The sequence below is a fragment of the Serratia odorifera genome, from assembly GCF_041448735.1.
Lineage (GTDB): Bacteria > Pseudomonadota > Gammaproteobacteria > Enterobacterales > Enterobacteriaceae > Serratia_F > Serratia_F odorifera.
The window spans coordinates 164,869-184,712 of sequence record NZ_JBGMUT010000002.1; the positions used below are offsets into that span (position 1 = coordinate 164,869).

17 protein-coding genes are annotated in these 19,844 nt (G+C 57.4%); 16 read left to right on the forward strand and 1 reads right to left on the reverse strand.

What is annotated here, in order from left to right; translation table 11 throughout:
- Position 1: 1 nt before the first annotated feature.
- From nuoE to nuoN, 10 genes are all read left to right on the forward strand, one after another.
- Positions 2-553, forward strand: coding sequence for an NADH-quinone oxidoreductase subunit NuoE (nuoE, locus tag ACCC84_RS06990; protein ID WP_004960544.1), 552 nt, complete (start codon positions 2-4; stop codon positions 551-553).
- Entirely contained in the window at positions 550-1,902 is a 1,353-nt protein-coding gene (nuoF, locus tag ACCC84_RS06995) for an NADH-quinone oxidoreductase subunit NuoF (protein WP_004960546.1), read from the forward strand. The genes nuoE and nuoF overlap by 4 nt, the downstream gene beginning before the upstream one ends.
- 228 nt (positions 1,903-2,130) lie before the next feature.
- Positions 2,131-4,866 (forward strand): NADH-quinone oxidoreductase subunit NuoG, encoded by a 2,736-nt coding sequence (gene nuoG / locus ACCC84_RS07000; protein ID WP_088499928.1) that lies wholly within the window; start codon positions 2,131-2,133, stop codon positions 4,864-4,866.
- Positions 4,863-5,840: an NADH-quinone oxidoreductase subunit NuoH gene (nuoH, locus tag ACCC84_RS07005; RefSeq protein ID WP_004960551.1), complete on the forward strand. Its 978-nt coding sequence runs from the start codon at positions 4,863-4,865 to the stop codon at positions 5,838-5,840. The genes nuoG and nuoH overlap by 4 nt, the downstream gene beginning before the upstream one ends.
- Before the next feature lie 14 nt (positions 5,841-5,854).
- A complete protein-coding gene (gene nuoI, locus ACCC84_RS07010) occupies positions 5,855-6,397 on the forward strand; it encodes an NADH-quinone oxidoreductase subunit NuoI (RefSeq protein ID WP_004960554.1) in 543 nt (180 codons plus the stop codon).
- A 13-nt stretch (positions 6,398-6,410) separates the two neighbouring features.
- Positions 6,411-6,971, forward strand: coding sequence for an NADH-quinone oxidoreductase subunit J (gene nuoJ / locus ACCC84_RS07015; protein WP_004960557.1), 561 nt, complete (start codon positions 6,411-6,413; stop codon positions 6,969-6,971).
- On the forward strand, positions 6,968-7,270 hold the full coding sequence (gene nuoK, locus ACCC84_RS07020; RefSeq protein ID WP_004960562.1) for an NADH-quinone oxidoreductase subunit NuoK: 303 nt from the start codon (positions 6,968-6,970) through the stop codon (positions 7,268-7,270). The genes nuoJ and nuoK overlap by 4 nt, the downstream gene beginning before the upstream one ends.
- Positions 7,267-9,114, forward strand: a complete 1,848-nt coding sequence (gene nuoL, locus ACCC84_RS07025; RefSeq protein WP_004960564.1) for an NADH-quinone oxidoreductase subunit L — start codon at positions 7,267-7,269, stop codon at positions 9,112-9,114. The genes nuoK and nuoL overlap by 4 nt, the downstream gene beginning before the upstream one ends.
- A 337-nt stretch (positions 9,115-9,451) precedes the next feature.
- The gene (gene nuoM, locus ACCC84_RS07030; protein WP_004960566.1) at positions 9,452-10,981 is read left to right on the forward strand and encodes an NADH-quinone oxidoreductase subunit M; all 1,530 of its coding nucleotides are present in this window, start codon (positions 9,452-9,454) and stop codon (positions 10,979-10,981) included.
- Between the two features lie 6 nt (positions 10,982-10,987).
- Positions 10,988-12,445 carry an NADH-quinone oxidoreductase subunit NuoN gene (gene nuoN / locus ACCC84_RS07035; RefSeq protein WP_004960567.1) on the forward strand — a complete coding sequence of 486 codons (1,458 nt, stop codon included), beginning with the start codon at positions 10,988-10,990 and terminating at the stop codon, positions 12,443-12,445.
- A gap of 162 nt (positions 12,446-12,607) precedes the next feature.
- Here the strand turns inward: nuoN and ACCC84_RS07040 are convergent, their stop codons facing one another.
- Positions 12,608-13,483: a LysR family transcriptional regulator gene (locus ACCC84_RS07040; protein ID WP_198773464.1), complete on the reverse strand. Its 876-nt coding sequence runs from the start codon at positions 13,481-13,483 to the stop codon at positions 12,608-12,610.
- Positions 13,484-13,781: 298 nt separating this feature from the next.
- Between ACCC84_RS07040 and ACCC84_RS07045 the strand changes: the two genes are divergently transcribed.
- The 6 genes from ACCC84_RS07045 to elaB all read left to right on the forward strand — a co-directional run bounded on the left by ACCC84_RS07045 (position 13,782) and on the right by elaB (position 19,732).
- Positions 13,782-15,611 carry a thiamine pyrophosphate-binding protein gene (locus ACCC84_RS07045; protein WP_004960570.1) on the forward strand — a complete coding sequence of 610 codons (1,830 nt, stop codon included), beginning with the start codon at positions 13,782-13,784 and terminating at the stop codon, positions 15,609-15,611.
- 115 nt (positions 15,612-15,726) lie between these two features.
- A complete protein-coding gene (locus ACCC84_RS07050) occupies positions 15,727-16,152 on the forward strand; it encodes a cupin domain-containing protein (protein ID WP_088499747.1) in 426 nt (141 codons plus the stop codon).
- A gap of 52 nt (positions 16,153-16,204) precedes the next feature.
- Positions 16,205-17,074: a DMT family transporter gene (locus ACCC84_RS07055; protein WP_004960573.1), complete on the forward strand. Its 870-nt coding sequence runs from the start codon at positions 16,205-16,207 to the stop codon at positions 17,072-17,074.
- A 286-nt stretch (positions 17,075-17,360) separates the two neighbouring features.
- Positions 17,361-18,605 (forward strand): MFS transporter, encoded by a 1,245-nt coding sequence (locus tag ACCC84_RS07060; RefSeq protein ID WP_004960576.1) that lies wholly within the window; start codon positions 17,361-17,363, stop codon positions 18,603-18,605.
- A gap of 211 nt (positions 18,606-18,816) precedes the next feature.
- A complete protein-coding gene (locus ACCC84_RS07065) occupies positions 18,817-19,320 on the forward strand; it encodes a DUF1097 domain-containing protein (protein WP_004960579.1) in 504 nt (167 codons plus the stop codon).
- A 100-nt stretch (positions 19,321-19,420) separates the two neighbouring features.
- Positions 19,421-19,732, forward strand: coding sequence for a stress response protein ElaB (gene elaB, locus ACCC84_RS07070; RefSeq protein ID WP_004960581.1), 312 nt, complete (start codon positions 19,421-19,423; stop codon positions 19,730-19,732).
- Positions 19,733-19,844 lie beyond the last annotated feature (112 nt).

Sequence of the window (19,844 nt, forward strand, 5' to 3'; positions counted from 1 at the left end):
TATGCACTTTCAAAAAGACAGTCACGTGAGCAACGATGCTCTAGAGCCGATCAATGCAGCCGCTCCCCAGAGCGGCGCTGATGCATTCGAATTGAGCGCTGAAGAACGTGATGCGATCGAGCACGAAAAGCACCATTACGAGGATCCACGCGCCGCGTCTATCGAAGCACTGAAAATCGTGCAGAAGAAACGCGGTTGGGTTCCCGATGGGGCGATTTACGCCATCGCAGACGTGCTGGGCATACCTGCCAGCGACGTAGAAGGCGTGGCCACGTTCTACAGCCAGATTTTCCGTCAGCCGGTAGGGCGTCACGTTATCCGTTATTGTGACAGCGTGGTCTGCCACATCACCGGGTATCAGGGCATTCAGGCCGCCATCGAAAAGAAACTGAACATCAAGCCGGGCCAAACCACCGGCGATGGCCGTTTCACCCTGCTGCCAACCTGCTGCCTGGGCAACTGCGACAAAGGGCCGACCATGATGATTGATGAGGATACTCACAGTCAGCTGAAGCCTGAAGACATCGAAAATCTACTGGAGCAGTATCAATGATCAAAGACATTGTACGCACTCCCGAGATGCACCCGCTGACCTGGCGACTGCGCGATGACAAACAGCCGGTATGGCTGGATGAGTACCGCAGCAAAAACGGCTACGCGGGGGCAGAAAAGGCCATCAAGGGGCTGGCGCCCGACGAGATAGTCAACCTGGTAAAAGACGCCGGGTTGAAAGGCCGTGGCGGCGCGGGCTTTTCCACCGGTCTGAAGTGGAGCCTGATGCCAAAAGACGAATCCATGAACATCCGTTACCTGCTGTGTAACGCCGATGAAATGGAGCCGGGCACCTACAAGGATCGCCTGTTGATGGAACAGCTGCCGCACCTGCTGGTGGAAGGCATGCTGATTTCGGCCTTTGCGCTGAAAGCCTATCGCGGCTATATCTTCCTGCGTGGCGAATACGTCGAAGCGGCGGTGCACCTGCGTCGCGCCATCGCCGAAGCGACCGAAGCCGGCCTGCTGGGCAAAAACATCATGGGCAGCGGATTCGACTTTGAGCTGTTCGTGCACACCGGCGCCGGCCGCTATATCTGTGGTGAAGAAACCGCGCTGATCAACTCGCTGGAAGGCCGCCGCGCCAACCCGCGCTCCAAGCCACCGTTCCCGGCCTCTGCCGGCGTATGGGGCAAGCCGACCTGCGTCAACAACGTGGAAACCCTGTGCAACGTCCCGGCGATCCTGGCGAACGGCGTGGACTGGTACAAGGGTATTTCCGCCGGCAAGAGCAACGACGCCGGTACCAAACTGATGGGCTTCTCCGGCCGGGTGAAAAATCCGGGCGTCTGGGAGCTGCCGTTTGGCACCACCGCGCGCGAGATTCTGGAAGATTACGCCGGCGGTATGCGTGATGGCCTGAAGTTCAAGGCTTGGCAACCGGGTGGCGCAGGAACCGACTTCCTGACCGCTGACCACCTCGATCTGCCGATGGACTTCGAGAACATCGGCAAGGCTGGCAGCCGTCTGGGTACCGCGCTGGCGATGGCGGTGGATCACGAAATCGGCATGGTGCCTCTGGTGCGCAACCTGGAAGAGTTCTTCGCCCGCGAGTCCTGTGGCTGGTGTACGCCGTGCCGCGACGGCCTGCCGTGGAGCGTGAAGATCCTGCGCGCATTGGAAAACGGCGAAGGCCAGCCGGGGGATATTGAAACCCTTGAACAGCTGTGCCGTTTCCTTGGCCCGGGCAAAACCTTCTGCGCCCATGCGCCAGGTGCCGTAGAGCCACTGCAAAGCGCAATTAAATATTTCCGTGACGAGTTCGAAGCCGGGATCAAAGTGCAGCAATTTAGCAATGCACACGCCATTGGCGGCATCCAGGCGAACAACTTGTTGAAACAGCGCTGGTAACTATTTTGGCAGGATGAGGGGCGTCGAACAGAGCCTCTCGGCTTGTTGATTAAGCAGAATTTTATAATTAACGCTTGGAAATAATCTAAGCATTTGCGTTGCGGCAAGGCGGCAACCGAGAGAAGCACCGGAAGTTTTATTGCAATGACCGGTGTGAACGAGGACAGCCAACACGGCAGCGGCGTAAAGGATGAAGGTTATTTCAGGCAAATTGGAAGCATGCTGACTATGGCTACGATTCATGTAGACGGCAAAGAATACGACGTAGATGGAGCCGACAACCTGTTGCAGGCGTGTCTCTCCCTCGGCCTCGATATTCCTTACTTTTGCTGGCATCCGGCGCTGGGAAGCGTCGGCGCTTGCCGCCAATGTGCGGTAAAGCAATACCAAAACGCGGAAGATACGCGCGGCCGTTTGGTGATGTCATGTATGACACCGGCGGCCGATGGAACCTTCATTTCCATTGACGACGAAGAAGCCAAACAGTTCCGTGAGAGCGTGGTTGAATGGTTGATGACCAACCACCCACACGACTGTCCGGTGTGCGAAGAGGGCGGCAACTGTCACCTGCAGGATATGACGGTGATGACCGGCCACAGTTTCCGTCGCTATCGCTTCACCAAGCGTACTCACCAGAATCAGGACCTGGGGCCGTTTATCTCGCACGAGATGAACCGCTGCATCGCCTGCTACCGCTGCGTACGCTACTACAAGGATTATGCCGACGGTACCGATCTGGGAGTGTATGGCGCACACGACAACGTCTACTTTGGCCGTCCGGAAAGCGGCACGCTGGAAAGCGAGTTTTCCGGTAACCTGGTGGAAGTGTGCCCGACTGGGGTCTTCACCGACAAAACCCACTCCGAACGCTATAACCGTAAATGGGACATGCAGTTTGCGCCAAGCATCTGCCAGCAGTGCAGCGTGGGTTGCAACACCAGCCCAGGCGAGCGCTACGGCGAACTGCGTCGTATTGAAAACCGTTACAACGGCAGCGTGAACCATTACTTCCTGTGCGACCGCGGCCGTTTCGGCTACGGCTACGTCAATCTGGACGACCGTCCACGTCAGCCGCAGCAGTTGCGTGGCGATGACTGGATCACCCTGAACGCCGAGCAGGCGATGCAGGGCGCGGCAGACATTCTGCGTCAGGCGAAGAAAACCATCGGCATCGGCTCGCCGCGCGCCAGCGTGGAAAGCAACTTCGCGTTGCGTGAACTGGTCGGCGCCGAGAACTTTTACACCGGTATCGCCCAGGCGGAACAATCGCGTCTGGCGCTGATGCTCGACGTGCTGAAAAACAGCGGCGTTTATACGCCGGCGCTGCGCGAAATCGAAGATTACGATGCGGTGCTGGTGCTGGGTGAAGATCTGACCCAGACAGGCGCGCGCATCGCGCTGTCGGTGCGTCAGGCGGTGAAGGGCAAGGCGCGGGCCATGGCTGCGGCGCAACGCGTTGCCGACTGGCAGATCGCGGCAGTGCAGAACATTGGTCAGCACGCCAAACACCCGCTGTTCATCACCAACGTCGACAATACCCGTATGGACGACATTGCGGCCTGGAACTACCGTGCACCGGTCGATGAGCAGGCTCGCCTCGGCTTCGCCATCGCTCACGCGCTGGACAACGCCGCGCCAGCGGTGGATGGTCTGGCCGATGACTTGCACAAGAAGGTGGCGATTATCGTGCAGGCGCTGACCGATGCGCGCAAACCGCTGATCGTCACTGGCAGCAACGCCGGCAGTGAAGCAATCATCAAAGCGGCGGCCAACATCGCCAAGGCGTTGAAAGGTCGCGGTTCTGACGTCGGTATTACCTTTGTGGCCGGCGCGGCCAACAGCATGGGGCTGGCGATGATCGGCGGCGGTTCGCTCGATCAGGCGTTGGAACAGCTGGCAACGGGCGCCGCCGATACCGCCATCGTGATGGAAAACGATCTTTATCGTCATGCACCGGCAGCCAGGATCGAAGCGGCACTGGCGCAGGTCAGCAACCTGATCGTTGCCGATCACCAGCGCACTGCCATTATGGACAAGGCCAATCTGGTGCTGTCGTCGGCCAGCTTTGCCGAAAGCGATGGCACGCTGGTCAACCAGGAAGGCCGCGCGCAGCGTTTCTTCCAGGTTTACGATCCGGCCTACTACGATGACGCGAAGAAAAACGTCCGTACCGAAATGCTGGAAAGCTGGCGCTGGATGCATTCGCTGCATTCCACCTACACCAGCCGTCAGGTTGACTGGACGCAGCTCGATCACGTGATCGCCGCCTGCGTCGAGGCATTGCCGCAGCTGCAAGGCATCAGGGATGCCGCACCGGACGCTTCGTTCCGCATCCGTGGGCAGAAACTGGCGCGTTCACCGCACCGTTACAGCGGACGCACCGCGATGCGCGCAGACATCAGCGTGCACGAGCCGCGTCAGCCGCAGGACAAAGACACCATGTTCGCCTTCTCGATGGAAGGGAACAACAACCCGCTGGCCGATCGGCAGCAAATTCCGTTTGCCTGGGCACCGGGCTGGAACTCACCGCAGGCGTGGAACAAGTTCCAGGCCGAAGTGGGCGGCAAGTTGCGTCATGGTGATCCGGGCGTGCGTCTGATCGAAGCAGGGGAGGGCAACCTCGACTACTTCACCAGCGTACCGACCGCCTTCGAGGCGCAAGGCTGGCGTGTGGCGCCGTATTATCACCTGTTTGGCAGCGATGAAATGTCGCAGCGCTCGCAGGTTATCCAGCAGCGCATGCCGCAGGCGTACGCGATGGTTAACCCGGCCGATGCCGCGCAGTTGGGCGTTAACGAAGGCAGTATGGTGGAGTTCAACTGTGCGGGTCAGACGCTGCGTCTGCCGGTGCGGCTGAGTGAAACCCTGTCTCAGGGTCAGGTTGGTTTGCCGCTCGGCTTGCCAGGGATCCCGCCGGTGCTGGTGGGTGCAACGGTTGAAAATCTGCGGGAGGCGGCACGATGAGCTGGTTTACCCCTGAGGTGATCGATGTGCTGATCGCTATTTTGAAAGCGGTGGTTATCCTGCTGGTGGTGGTGAGCTGCGGCGCCTTTATGAGCTTCGGCGAACGCCGTCTGCTCGGGCTGTTCCAAAACCGTTATGGACCTAACCGTGTCGGCTGGGGCGGCTCGCTGCAGCTGGTTGCCGACATGATCAAAATGTTCTTCAAGGAAGACTGGGTACCGAAATTCTCCGACCGGGTGATCTTCACCCTGGCGCCGATGATCGCCTTTACTTCCCTGTTGCTGGCATTTGCCATCGTCCCGGTCAGTCCGACCTGGGCGGTGTCCGATCTCAACATCGGTATTCTGTTCTTCCTGATGATGGCCGGCCTGGCGGTATACGCCGTGCTGTTCGCCGGCTGGTCGAGCAACAACAAATACTCGCTGTTGGGGGCGATGCGTGCTTCGGCACAAACCCTGAGCTACGAGGTGTTTCTCGGCCTGTCGCTGATGGGCGTGGTGGCGCAGGCAGGTTCGTTCAACATGCAGGCCATCGTCGAGTCACAGGCTCACGTCTGGAACGTCATTCCGCAATTCTTTGGTTTCGTGACCTTTGCCATTGCCGGCGTCGCGGTGTGTCACCGCCACCCGTTTGACCAACCGGAAGCGGAGCAGGAGCTGGCTGACGGTTACCACATTGAATATTCCGGGATGAAGTTCGGTCTGTTCTTCGTCGGTGAATACATCGGTATCGTTACCGTTTCGGCCCTGATTGTGACGTTGTTCTTCGGTGGCTGGCAGGGTCCGTTCCTGCCGCCGTTCATCTGGTTCGCGTTGAAAACGGCTTTCTTCATGATGATGTTCATTCTGATTCGTGCTGCTCTGCCGCGTCCGCGTTATGACCAGGTGATGTCCTTCGGCTGGAAAGTGTGCCTGCCGTTGACGCTGCTGAACCTGCTGGCGACCGCTGCGGTCATTTTGTACAACGCTCAATAAGGGGTGAATAAACCATGACATTGAAAGAGTTAGTGGTTGGTTTCGGCACCCAGGTGCGCAGCATTTGGATGATTGGCCTGCATGCCTTCGCCAAGCGCGAAACCCGCATGTATCCGGAAGAGCCGGTGAACCTGCCGCCACGCTACCGCGGACGCATCGTGCTGACGCGCGATCCGGACGGCGAAGAGCGCTGCGTAGCCTGTAACCTGTGCGCGGTTGCCTGCCCGGTGGGCTGTATTTCGCTGCAAAAGGCCGAGCAGAAAGATGGTCGCTGGTATCCGGAATTCTTCCGCATCAACTTCTCGCGCTGCATTTTCTGCGGCCTGTGCGAAGAAGCCTGCCCAACCACCGCGATCCAGCTGACGCCGGATTTCGAAATGGGCGAGTTCAAACGCCAGGATCTGGTGTATGAAAAAGAAGATCTGCTGATCTCGGGCCCGGGTAAATATCCGGAATATAACTTCTACCGGATGGCCGGTATGGCAATTGACGGCAAAGCGAAAGGCGAAGCCGAAAACGAAGCCAAGCCGATCGACGTCAAAAGCCTGTTGCCGTAAGGAGCCAGCAAGCATGGAAATTGCATTTTATCTGGCAGGTTTGATAGCGATTCTCGCGACTATTCGCGTGATCTCGCATACCAATCCTGTGCATGCGTTGCTGTATCTGATCGTCTCGCTGTTGGCGATCTCGGCAGTGTTCTTCTCATTGGGCGCCTATTTTGCCGCCGCGTTGGAAATCATCGTTTATGCCGGCGCCATTATGGTGCTGTTCGTGTTCGTGGTGATGATGCTGAACCTGGGTAATGCGGTTCAGCAGCAAGAGCGCGAATGGCTAAAACCGTCGCTATGGATTGGACCGGGACTGCTGTCGCTGATCCTGCTGGTGGTATTGATCGTTGCCATTCGCAGCGTGTCCGACCAGGGCATCAGCGGCGAGATGGTCGACGCCAAGGCGGTCGGCATCAGCCTGTTCGGCCCTTACGTGCTGGCGGTTGAACTGGCTTCAATGCTGCTGTTGGCGGGGCTGGTGGTTGCCTTCCACATTGGCCGCGAACACAAGCCGGGCGAAGTGCTGAGCAGCACCTCGGCCAGCGGTGAGATGGCGAAAAGAAAATCGGAGGAGCAAGCATGATCCCTCTTCAACATGGACTGATTCTGGCGGCAATTTTGTTTGTGCTCGGGCTGACCGGGTTGCTGATTCGCCGTAATCTGCTGTTTATGCTGATCAGTCTGGAAGTGATGATCAACGCTGCGGCGTTGGCGTTTATCGTGGCGGGAAGCTACTGGGGCCAGGCGGACGGGCAGGTGATGTACATCCTGGCGATCAGCCTGGCGGCAGCCGAGGCCAGTATTGGTCTGGCGTTGCTGCTGCAGCTGTACCGTCGTCGTCATACCCTGAATATCGATACTGTCAGTGAGATGCGCGGATGAACCTATTATATTTAACTATTCTGCTGCCGCTGATCGGCTTCCTGCTGTTGGCATTTTCCCGTGGCCGCTGGTCCGAGAACGCGTCGGCGACCGTCGGCGTCGGTTCCATCGGCCTGGCTGCGCTGGTCACGGTGTATGTGGCGATGGACTTCCTCAGTCAAAAAGCCGCGGGCGTGCCGCTGTTCGAGCAGCATCTGTGGACCTGGATGGCGGTGGATAACTTCAATATCGGCGTCACGCTGGTGTTGGACGGCCTGTCGCTGACCATGCTGTCGGTGGTTACCGGCGTCGGCTTCTTCATCCACATGTTTGCCTCCTGGTACATGCGCGGTGAAGAGGGGTACTCGCGCTTCTTCGCCTACACCAACCTGTTTATCGCCAGCATGGTGGTATTGGTGCTGGCGGATAACCTGCTGCTGATGTACCTGGGCTGGGAAGGGGTGGGGCTGTGCAGTTACCTGCTGATCGGCTTCTATTACAAGGATCCGGCCAACGGCGCCGCGGCGATGAAAGCATTTATCGTCACCCGCGTCGGCGACGTGTTCCTGGCGTTTGCACTGTTCATTCTGTATCACGAACTGGGCACGCTGAACATCCGCGAACTGATGGTGCTGGCACCGCAGAAACTGGCGGTGGGTGATACCGCCATTACCTGGGCGACGCTGATGCTGCTGGGCGGCGCGGTCGGTAAATCCGCACAGCTGCCGTTGCAAACCTGGTTGGCCGATGCGATGGCCGGCCCGACGCCGGTGTCTGCGCTGATCCACGCCGCTACCATGGTGACCGCGGGCGTTTACCTGATCGCCCGTACGCACGGCCTGTTCCTGATGGCGCCGGAAGTGCTGCACCTGGTGGGTATCGTGGGGGCGGTAACGCTGCTGCTGGCCGGTTTTGCCGCACTGGTACAGACCGACATCAAACGCGTTCTGGCCTATTCCACCATGAGCCAGATTGGCTACATGTTCCTGGCGCTGGGCGTACAGGCGTGGGATGCGGCGATTTTCCACCTGATGACGCATGCGTTCTTCAAGGCGCTGCTGTTCCTGTCGTCCGGTTCGGTGATCCTCGCCTGCCATCATGAGCAAAACATCTTCAAAATGGGTGGCCTGCGCAAGAGTATTCCGCTGGTGTATGTCTGCTTCCTGGTGGGGGGCGCGGCGCTGTCGGCGTTGCCGCTGGTCACCGCAGGCTTCTTCAGTAAGGACGAAATCCTGGCGGGGGCAATGGCCAATGGTCACCTCAATCTGATGATTGCCGGCCTGGTCGGTGCATTTATGACCTCGCTGTATACCTTCCGTATGATTTTCATCGTGTTCCATGGCGAAGAGAAGATCAAGGCGCATGCCGGCAAGGGGATTACCCATCACCTGCCGCTGCTGGTGTTGCTGGTGCTGTCGACCTTTGTGGGCGCGATGATCGTGCCGCCATTGCACGGCGTATTGCCAGCCACCACCGAACTGGCGCATGGCAGCGTGCTGACGCTTGAAATCACCTCCGGGGTGGTGGCGATCGTCGGTATTCTGCTGGCGGCCGCGCTGTGGCTGGGCAAACGCAGCCTGGTTAGCGCAGTTGCCAACAGCGCGCCGGGTCGTTTCTTCTCGACCTGGTGGTTCCATGCCTGGGGCTTCGACTGGCTGTATGACAAGGTATTCGTCAAGCCTTACCTGGGCATTGCACGCCTGCTGCAAAGCGATCCGTTGAACTCGCTGATGAACATACCGGCCGTGTTCTCCCGCTGGGGGAACCGAGGCCTGACGGTCAGCGAAAACGGGCAGGTACGCTGGTACATCGCCTCTATGGGTGTGGGTGCAGTGGTCGTATTGGCGCTGTTGATTTTGGTTTAAATATACCCGGCATACTTGAAGCGGCATCGTTGTTGGCTCCACCTGTAGTCCCGGTCACAGAGTTTTCTCTGTCGCCGGGGACTTACAGACCCGCCGCCTTGATGCAACTGCAATTATTTAGGGTATGGCTAATTTCAACAGATGCAATTATCGGGCGTAGCATCCGTTAACTCGGTGTTATGCGGAATGTTTTATACCGTGTGAATTTCGCGTTGTGGTCAGGTGGCAAGTGGGTGTATCTCCGGGAACTTACTCAAGTAAGCGGCCGGGGTGAGCAAACCAGGCCAACAACGCCATAACGTGAAAGACAACGGTAGAATAAGGGACACAAAACGCCATGCTATTACCTTGGCTAATTCTTATCCCCTTTATCGGCGGTCTGCTGTGCTGGCAGTGCGAACGTTTCGGCAGCAAGGTGCCGCGTTGGATCGCGTTAATCGCAATGGGGCTGACATTGGCGCTTTCTCTGCAGCTGTGGTTGCAGGGCGGCTATACATTGCTCAAACCGGTGGGGCTGCCGCAGTGGCAATCCGAGTTTATTCTGCCGTGGATCCCGCGTTTCGGCATTACCGTGCACCTGGCGCTGGACGGCCTGTCGCTGCTGATGGTGGTGCTGACCGGGCTGCTCGGCCTGCTGGCGATCCTCTGCTCCTGGCGTGAAATCCAGAAATATCAGGGCTTCTTCCACCTGAACCTGCTGTGGATCCTTGGCGGCGTGATTGGCGTGTTCCTCGCCATCGACATGTTCCTGTTCTTCTTCTTCTGGGAAATGATGTTGGTGCCGATGTACTTCCTGATCGCACTGTGGGGTCACAAGGCGTCAGACGGCAAAACCCGCATCACTGCGGCAACCAAATTCTTCATCTATACCCAGGCCAGCGGTCTGGTGATGCTGATTGCCATTCTGGGGCTGGTGTTTGTTCACTACAATGCCACCGGCGTGTGGACCTTCAACTACGAAGATCTGCTGAAAACCCCGATGTCGCATAACATCGAATACCTGTTGATGCTCGGCTTCTTCATCGCATTTGCGGTGAAAATGCCGGTGGTGCCGTTGCACGGCTGGTTACCTGATGCGCACAGCCAGGCGCCAACCGCCGGTTCGGTGGACCTGGCCGGCATCTTGCTGAAGACCGCGGCCTACGGCCTGCTGCGCTTCAGTTTGCCGCTGTTCCCGAACGCTTCCGCCGAATTTGCGCCAATCGCCATGTGGCTGGGCGTGGTCGGTATCTTCTACGGCGCCTGGATGGCGTTTGCGCAGACCGATATCAAACGCCTGATCGCCTACACCTCGGTGTCCCATATGGGCTTCGTGCTGATTGCCATCTACACCGGCAGCCAGCTGGCTTACCAGGGCGCGGTGATTCAGATGATTGCCCACGGCCTGTCGGCTGCCGGCATGTTCATCATCTGCGGCCAGCTGTATGAACGCCTGCACACCCGTGACATGCGTCAGATGGGTGGCCTGTGGGGGCGCATCAAGTTCATTCCTGCGCTGTCGCTGTTCTTCGCGGTTGCTACCCTCGGCATGCCGGGGACCGGTAACTTCGTCGGCGAATTCATGATCCTGTTTGGCAGCTTCCAGGTTGTTCCGGTGATCACGGTGATTTCCACCTTCGGTCTGGTGTTTGCCTCGGTCTACTCGTTGATCATGATGCAGCGTGCGTACTATGGCGCACCGAAATCTGACCAGCCGTTGCCGGGCATGACCGCGCGCGAACTGTTCATCATTCTGCTGCTGGTGGTTCTGCTGGTACTGCTGGGCTTCTACCCGCAGCCGGTGCTGGACACGTCTGCCGCTGCGATGAGCAACGTGCAACACTGGTTTGGTTCGTCAGTTTCTGCAATTTCAACAACAAGGCCGTAATTCGCCATGACAATAACTCCTCAACAACTGATCGCACTGTTGCCGCTGTTGATCGTCGGATTGACGGTAGTGGTTGTGATGCTAAGCATTGCGTGGCGACGCGACCACTTTATCAACGCCACCCTGACCGTCATTGGCCTCAACCTGGCGCTGCTTTCTTTGTACTTTGTTGGCCAGGCCGGCCCAATGGACGTCACACCGCTGCTGCGGGTGGACGGTTATTCGATCTTCTATACCGGGCTGGTGCTGCTGGCGAGTCTGGCCACCTGTACTTTCGCCTATCCGTGGCTGGTTGGTTATCCGGACAACCGCGAAGAGTTCTACCTGCTGGTGCTGATTGCCGCCATGGGGGGCATTCTGCTGGCGAGCGCCAACCATCTGGCGTCGCTGTTCATCGGTATTGAACTGATCTCGCTGCCGCTGTTTGGGCTGGTGGGTTATGCCTATCGTCAGAAGCGTCCACTGGAAGCCGCCATCAAGTACATGCTGCTGTCCGCTGCCGCCTCCAGCTTCCTGCTGTTCGGCATGGCGCTGCTGTACGCCGAATCCGGCGATCTGTCGATGGCCGGTCTCGGCAAGAGCCTCGGTGAAAACATGATGCACCAGCCGCTGATCCTGGCCGGTATGGGCATGATGATCGTCGGTCTGGGCTTCAAACTGTCGCTGGTACCGTTCCAACTGTGGACGCCGGACGTGTATCAGGGCGCGCCTGCGCCGGTTTCAACCTTCCTGGCAACCGCCAGCAAGATTGCGATCTTCGCCGTGGTGATGCGTCTGTTCCTGTACGCGCCGGCGGCGGATAACGAAGCGTTGCGCATGGTGCTGTCGATCATCGCGGTGTGTTCGATTCTGTTCGGCAACCTGATGGCCATCAGCCAGACCAACATCAAACGTCTGCTGGGTTATTCCTCCATCGCCCACCTCGGTTACCTGCTGGTGGCGCTGGTGGCGGTGCAAACCCATCAGCTGGCGCTGGAAACCGCCGGGGTCTATCTGGCCGGTTACCTGTTCAGCAGCCTGGGGGCGTTCGGCGTCGTCAGTCTGATGTCCAGCCCGTACCGTGGCCCGGATGCAGATTCGCTGTTCTCCTACCGCGGCCTGTTCTGGCACAAGCCGATCCTGTCGGCGGTAATGACGGTGATGATGCTGTCACTGGCCGGTATCCCGATGACGCTGGGCTTTATTGGCAAGTTCTTCGTTATCGCGATGGGCGTCAGCGCACAGCTGTGGTGGCTGACCGGTGCCGTGGTGCTGGGCAGCGCCATCGGTTTGTACTACTACCTGCGCGTGACCGTCAGTCTGTTCCTCAGCGCGCCGGAAACCCTGTCGCGCGATACGCCGAACAACTGGGCGCTGACTGCCGGCGGGGTGGTGGTGCTGATTTCTGCCGCGTTGGTGCTGATTCTCGGTATCTATCCGCAGCCGTTGATTACGCTGGTACAGATGGCGCAACCGACGTTCTAAGTCTGACTCAGGCAGTAAAAAGGTCGCTTCGGCGACCTTTTTTATTGGTAGAGGATGAGATTACAGCGTCATCTGCCGTGCTGTCTGATATTGGCAGTGCACTGTGGAAAACGTCGGGCGGCAGGAGCTTGTCCTACCGGCCTTCCAGAGACACTCGGGTCGTCAGTGGGGATAGTGTGTAAATGCCTCTTCCAGTGCGGAAACTACTGCCCGCACTCGGGCAGCCCGTTGCAAATCGGGATGCAGTACCAGCCAGATATCCACCCAGTCCTTGCTGTCCGGGAAGATACGCACCAAATCTGGATCCTCATCCGCCAGAAACGATGACAGCAGCCCGATGCCAAGTCCGTTGCGAGTGGCAGAGCGCAGCAACAGCTGCGAATTGCATTGCAGCACCACGTTGGGGTTGATCAGCGTTTCGCCGCAAAAGTCGTTCCAGTGGCGCGGTACCAGTTCACGTGGGAACATCAGCAGATCGTGACCACGCAGGTGGTCGCCCTTGAGTGGAACGCCGTGCTTGTCGAGATAGTCCTGGGTGGCATACAGCCCCATTTCGATGGTGGCCATCCGCTTGATGATCAGCTCGTCGGAATCCGGTCTTGCACCGCGGATCGCCAGATCGGCGCCGCGATACGAAATATCGGAAATATTCACCGCGGTCAGCAGGGTGACGGTGATCTGCGGATGCCGTTCACGCAGATACCGGAGTGCGGGAATGACAAACGCTTCGGCCATGGTATCGGTAGTCGCAATGCGCACGTTGCCACACAGGCTGTCGTCACCGCTGGTTGCTTTGCGACCGATGGCCTGTACCGCATTTTCCATGTTCATTACGTCTGCCAGCATTTCCTCGCCCAACGGGCTGAGTGAGAACGATTTTGGCGTGCGAATGAACAGCTTTGAGCCCAGGGCTTCTTCAAAAGCGGCGATACGCCGACCGACGGTGGCCTGATCAACATGGAGTTCATGCGCGGCTTTGCGTAACGTGCCGCAGCGCGCCACCGCCAGGAAGAAGCGTGCGTCATCCCAATTCATCATGTTGTTTCCTTTTTATCGCTTTTTCCGGATACGGCGCGGTTTTTGCTGGCGTCAGCGGGCTTGACGAGCGACTTGCGCCAAAAATGAGGCATCCGTATCATAATTATTTATTATGTTTCAGGATATGAATAATTGCATCATTGAGAAGCAATTTTGCATCTTTATTTTTACCTACCAAACCTTATGCTACTCAACGCTTATGCTGTGATCTGGCGCACATTTATAAGAGCCTGTCTCTACCGGGGTTTCCACCTGAAGGGATGCGCTCGAATTTCCCCTCTTGATTGGACATTAAACCATGGAGTCTCACGCAGAGAACATGTACACCCCGGTGGCTCTGGCGACCGCGAACGGTGTCAGCGTTACCGTTTCTTCCGACCACAAAACCGCACAGACCAATAATGCGGATGCGATTATTCAGGCGCTGGCAGCACGTGACATTCAACACATCTTTCTGGTACCCGGCAAACTGATCTATCCGCTGATCAAATCGATCGAAGGTTCGACCATTGCCGGCATCGTTGGGGCGCACGAAACGGCCTGTGGCTTTATGGCCGATGGCTACGCCCGTGCCAGTGGTAAATTCGGCGTCTGTCTGGGGATTTCCGGCCCTGGCACCATGAATTTTCTGCCGGCGATGGCAGCGGCGCAGGCAGATAAAATCCCGGTGTTGTACCTGGCTGGCGGTATCGCCACCCACCACGAAGCGCAGGGGGCATTCCAGGACGGCAGCAACAGCGGCATCGATGAGCTGACCATCGTCAAACCCTTGCTCTCTGCGGCGATCGAAGTAAAAAACAACCTGACCTTGCCGCATGAACTGCGCCGCAGTCTGTCGTGCCTCAACGGTCAGCGCAAAGGCCGCGCTTACCTCAGCGTGCCGGTGGACATGCAGAAACGGTCATGGGGTGAGGTTGAACGGCCTGTGTCGCCGCGTGCGCCGGTGTGCCGTGAAACGGCGGTGGATCACGCGGCGCTGGAGGGCATTCTGGACGATTACCTGCTACGCGGCCTGAATATTGCCTGTCTGGTCGGCAGTCGGGTAAACAACCCGCAAGACGCCGCACTGCTGCTGAGGGTGGCGGAAAAGTACCAACTGCCGGTCGCGACTACCCTGGGCGGAAAGGGCGCTTTCCCCGAAGGCCATCCGCTGGCGCTGGGATTGTACGGCTTTGCCGGCCACACCCGAGCGGTAGAGACGCTCAACGGTGATGAGGTCGACGTACTGCTGGTGCTGGGCTGCGATCTCGGCCAGCGCGACAGTTTGAACTGGAGCGCAAAATTACACGGTAGCAAAACGCTGGTGGTGCTCGACGAGGACTTTGACAAGGCCAGTTCCCATTACCAGCCGGACGTACAGATCTTCTCCAGCCTGAGCGGATCGCTGCAACGGCTGCTGAATGCGGTGGCGGATGACGATGCTCATCTGGCCAGCATCATTAAACTGCGCATGCAGTGGATGGAGCACGTCAGTCGGCTGCCGCTCGAGCTGCCGCCGCCGGATCTGCCGGCACGCACCGTAACAGGCGAAACCGCTCTTTATCCCGGAGATGCCATCAAGCGCCTGCGCAGTCACTTTGCGCCGGATGCCAACGTGGTGGTCGATTCCGGCGCACACCGCATCTTCATGGCACACCACTGGCACAGCAACGGTGGCGGTGATTATCACACCTCCAGTTCGCTGGCGCCGATGGGGTGGGCGATTTGTGCCGGCATCGGCATCAAGCTGGCGGCGCCGCATCGCGATTGTCTGGTGGTGACCGGCGACGGCTGCATGTTGATGCACGGCATCGAAATCCAGACGGCGGCGCGCTATCGGGTCAAGATGACCTTTGTGGTGATGAATAACTGTGCCCATGGCGCGATGCATATTGATACCTTGCAAAATCGCGGCATATCCGCCGATTACACCGCATTACCGAATCATGACTGGCAGGCGTTTGCCAACAGTCTGGGCGTCGCGGCGGCCAAGGCTGCGACGCTGGATGAGTTGGATCGGGCGCTGGCGGCCGCCGCCGAACATGACGGCCCGTATCTGATTGAAATGATGGTGGGTAATCATGCGGTGCCCAATCGTTACTATGCCGAGAGCGTCGTAGAATACCAACGGCGCATCGAGGGCGTGTAATGCGTAACGGCTGCCCGGGTCGCATTGCCTGCAGGGCAGCCAGCAACGGTAGTTTGCTTAATCTCGCGTTGCGTCAGGGTGTTTTCATCAATAACGATCACGGAGCGATAATCCCATGTATAAGGCACTATTACTGGCAATAACCAGCGCGGCTTGCGGCAATGCGTTGGCGGCAGACGATCACGGCGAGGGCATCAGCAAGGAAACGCTGCTGAAAACCGAAACATCATGGGAGGGCACGCCGTACGGGCATTATCCAGCCGGCGCGCCGCAAATCACCATGCTGAAGGTGACGGTGGAACCCAATAAGGTATTGGCCTGGCATACGCACCCGTGCATCAGCGCGGTGCATATGACCGGTGGCAGCGTGTCACTGACGGTGGAAAAAACCGGCATAAAAAAAACCTTTAAGCAGGGTGACTCTTTCACCGATACGGTAGATATTGTTCATCAGGGCGTTTCGGGAGACAAGGGCGCGGAAATGCTGGTGTTTTTCGCCTGTGCGGATAACCGGCCGCTAACGGTCAGCGCTGGGAAATAACTGGCTAATTCAGGGTGCTGCGGTCTGTTACAGGCCGCTATCAGAGGGTGTTATGGTCGCTTTATGGATGTTGGTCGCCAGCGTGTTTTTTGCGCTGATGGGGGCCAGCATAAAACTGGCGTCGGTGAAGGTCGGTTTTTTCGAGATCGTTTTTTACCGTTCGTTTATTAACGTGCTGATCGTCGCAGCGCTGATTAAAATCAAGAATCTGGGATTTCGCACGCGTCATTTGGGATTACATATGAAGCGTGCGGCCATCGGTAATGCGGCGATGTATTGCGGTTTTTACTCACTGATTCATTTGCCGATCGCCACCGCCACCACGCTGGGTTACACCAACCCGATCTTTCAGTCGGTGATTACCTTTGTTACGGCCAAGGGGCAGTTGACCGGCAGGCTGCTGTTTTCGGTATTGTTGGGGTTTGTCGGCATCCTGGTGTTGTTACGGCCCGATGTGCCGCACGGTGCCTATGCCGCTACGCTGATCGGTTTGCTTTCCGGCCTGTTGACCGCGCTGGCGTATTTCAACGTCGGCAAACTGGTGCGCACCGGCGAGCCTGAACTGCGGGTGGTGTTCTATTTTTCACTGGTGGGCACGCTGGTCGGGGTGGTGATGACCGGCGCCATCGGCTTTAGCGCACTGGATGCTGCCACCTTGCTGAACGTTTGCGCGATTGGCGTATTCGGCAGTCTGGGGCAGATCACCATGACTCGCGCTTACGGCAGCGGCAACCCGGTGATTGTCAGCATTCTTTCATACAGCACCATTATCTTTTCTACCTTGCTCGGCTTCCTGCTGTTTAATGAAAAACTCTCCTATATCGCCGCTGCGGGTATGGCGTTGATCATTCTTTCTGGCGGGTTGGCTATCGCACGACGCTCATCGGCGAAGACGCGCAAGGCTGAGGCGGTACAACCGTGATTAAAATAAGCATGGCTAAAGTATTATTGCTTATAACTTATGCTTATTTTTTCCAAGGTAAGCCGTGCTTATCGAACAACGGCGGTATCGTCCAAGTCTGTTAGCGTTTATCATAGCTGGCATTAATGTTTCTCACGGCATGCAATATTGAATCACCGTGATGCATTCTTGGCTATTTTGGCTGTTATTCCAAAACGGTATGATGCACGCGTTTCCTGATGCAGTTTGGTTTTCAGGGTTGCGCGTTTATCAAGGCTTAACGCCTTGCTTGTTTTGGGAGTGAGTAATGTCTGCAAGTTTGGCCGTTGATGAAACCGCTAAAGCGAACTCGGTGACGTCGCATTTTGCTATTCTGCTGTTTTTAGCGTTGGCGCTAATGTCGGCATTGTTAAACAGCAGTGCACCGACACCGCTTTATCCGCTTTATCAACATCAGTTGGGGCTGACATCGGTCAGCCTGACCATGATTTACGGCGCTTACGCCGCCGGCGTGCTGATTTCGCTGTTTGGCGTTGGCAATATGGCTGGCAAGGTCAAGGATCTGCGCAGTATGATCGTTCCGGCACTGTTGATAGTGTTGGCCGGAGCGTTACTGTTTTCGCTGGCGGATTCGTTTTGGATGATGTTTATGGCGCGTCTGCTGGCCGGGGTGGGTACCGGGGCGTTGACCGGTGCGGCCAATATCGCGCTGGTGCGTTTTGGGCCAAAAGACGGCGGCAAGAATGCGGCATTGATTGCCACGCTGTCGTTCACCATGGGGCTGGCGCTGGGGCCGATTTTCAGCGGTGTGGCGCTGCAAACCGGATTCCATACCACCTCGCTGCCGTTCATCATTATCATGGTAGTGGCGGCAGTGGCTGTGCTGGGCGTGATGCTCAAGTGGCCGCGTGATGTGGTGATTGCGCCGCTGAACGGTCAGTCGGTGGCTGCCGCTGAAGTGGAAAACAGCGGCTTGGCCGAGGGGCTGCGAGCTACCGGCAGCAAGTTTTTCCTCTGTGCTGGCGCGTTGTTTATCTGTTGGGCGGTAGCCGCCAGTATTCTGGCGATTGGCCCGAGCGTGGCAGAGAAACTGTTAGGTATGCACAGCCGTGGCATGTATGGCTATGTGATTGCGGTATATCTGCTGATTGCCGGTATCAGCCAGATTCTGAGTCGCAGAATCAATGCCCGACACTCGCTGATGTTTGGTTGTCTGGCACAGGCGTTGTCGGTGGTGGTATTCGCTGAAGCGATACATATCCATTCGCTGGCGCTGGCTGGTGCCGGCATGGTGATTGCGGGTTATGCCTACGGTGCGATTTTTGTCGGCAGCGCGACGCTGGTGAATCTGATTTCACCAAAATCCAGCCATGCACGATTGATTTCGCTGTTTTATGTGATTGCTTATATCGCCAACTGGGTGCCAATCCTGTTGGGGGTGGTTATCGACCAGGTGAGTTTGCTCCTGGCGGTTAACCTGCTGTTTATGGTCAGTACGGTAGTTTGCCTGGCATTGAGTGTGCTGGTAACGCGAGCGGGATTCCCGCGCTGATTACGCGTTGATGAAGGTAACCGTACGACCGACGATTTCCCTGGTGTTGTTGTGTGTCATTTCCAGCGTGCTTGCACGCTGGTTTTTTTTGTGATTAATCCTCCGATTTTGAAAATAACCTTTCTCTCGTTACATTAATTTAGTGATTCTAGTCACAAAATAACCGACGGTTTCGGGTAAACTGCGCGCTTTCTTTTTGCGAGTCGGTTTTATGAACGTTATTTTTGCCATTGCCGTTACCACCGGCATCCTGTCCGGCATTTGGGGATGGGTTGCGGTGAGTCTGGGGTTGATCGGTTGGGCCGGCTTTTTGGGCTGTACCGCCTATTTCGCCTGCCCGCAAGGCGGGCTGAAAGGGCTGGCGATATGCGCGCTAACCTGCTGCAGCGGCGTATTTTGGGCGATGGCGATTATTCACGGCAGTGCGCTCGATCCGGCCTGGAGTCTGCTGGGGTATGCATTGACCGGCGTGGTGGCGTTCCTGATGTGTATTCAGGCCTACCAACAGTGGTTGGGTTTTGTGCCGGGTACCTTTATCGGCGCCTGCGCCACCTTCGCTGGCGACGGTAACTGGCGCTGGGTGACGCTGTCGCTGCTGGTGGGGCTGGTGTTCGGTTATGCAATGAAAAACAGCGGGCTGTGGCTGGCGGCACGCGGGCGCCAACGTGCTGCATCAACCCCGACGGCGCTAGGGGAGAACGGCGGCGACCGCTAGGTGTGGCGGGCGCTATTTAGCCAATAATCCGATGGCCGAATGGCGAATTTGTTGTCTATAGTTAGCAAACGGTGATTTTTTAATAAAGGAGAACGGCACAATGGCGATTAATCCGGACGAAAATCAAACCACGCTTGACGACGATCTGCGTATGTTGACCGACACGCTGGAAGAAGTATTGAAATATTCCGGCGATCGCGCCGACCAGGCCTATATCGAGATCAAAACCCGCGCGGAGCAGGCGCTGAAAGACGTAAAGTCACGCCTGTCCGGCGCATCTGAAACCTATTATGCCCGTGCCAAACAGGTGGCTTACCGCGCGGATGACTATGTACGCGACAAACCATGGCACGGCGTCGGATGCGGCGCAACCATCGGCCTGGTGCTGGGGCTGCTGTTAGCACGTAAATAAGCTGATTGATAGCCGGTAGCGCCTGACGCTGCATCGGTGGGTGAGAGCCGGGTATCTCTGTCTAACAGGCCACGTTGTCATCAACCTCAAACCGCCTTCCATGGCGGTTTTG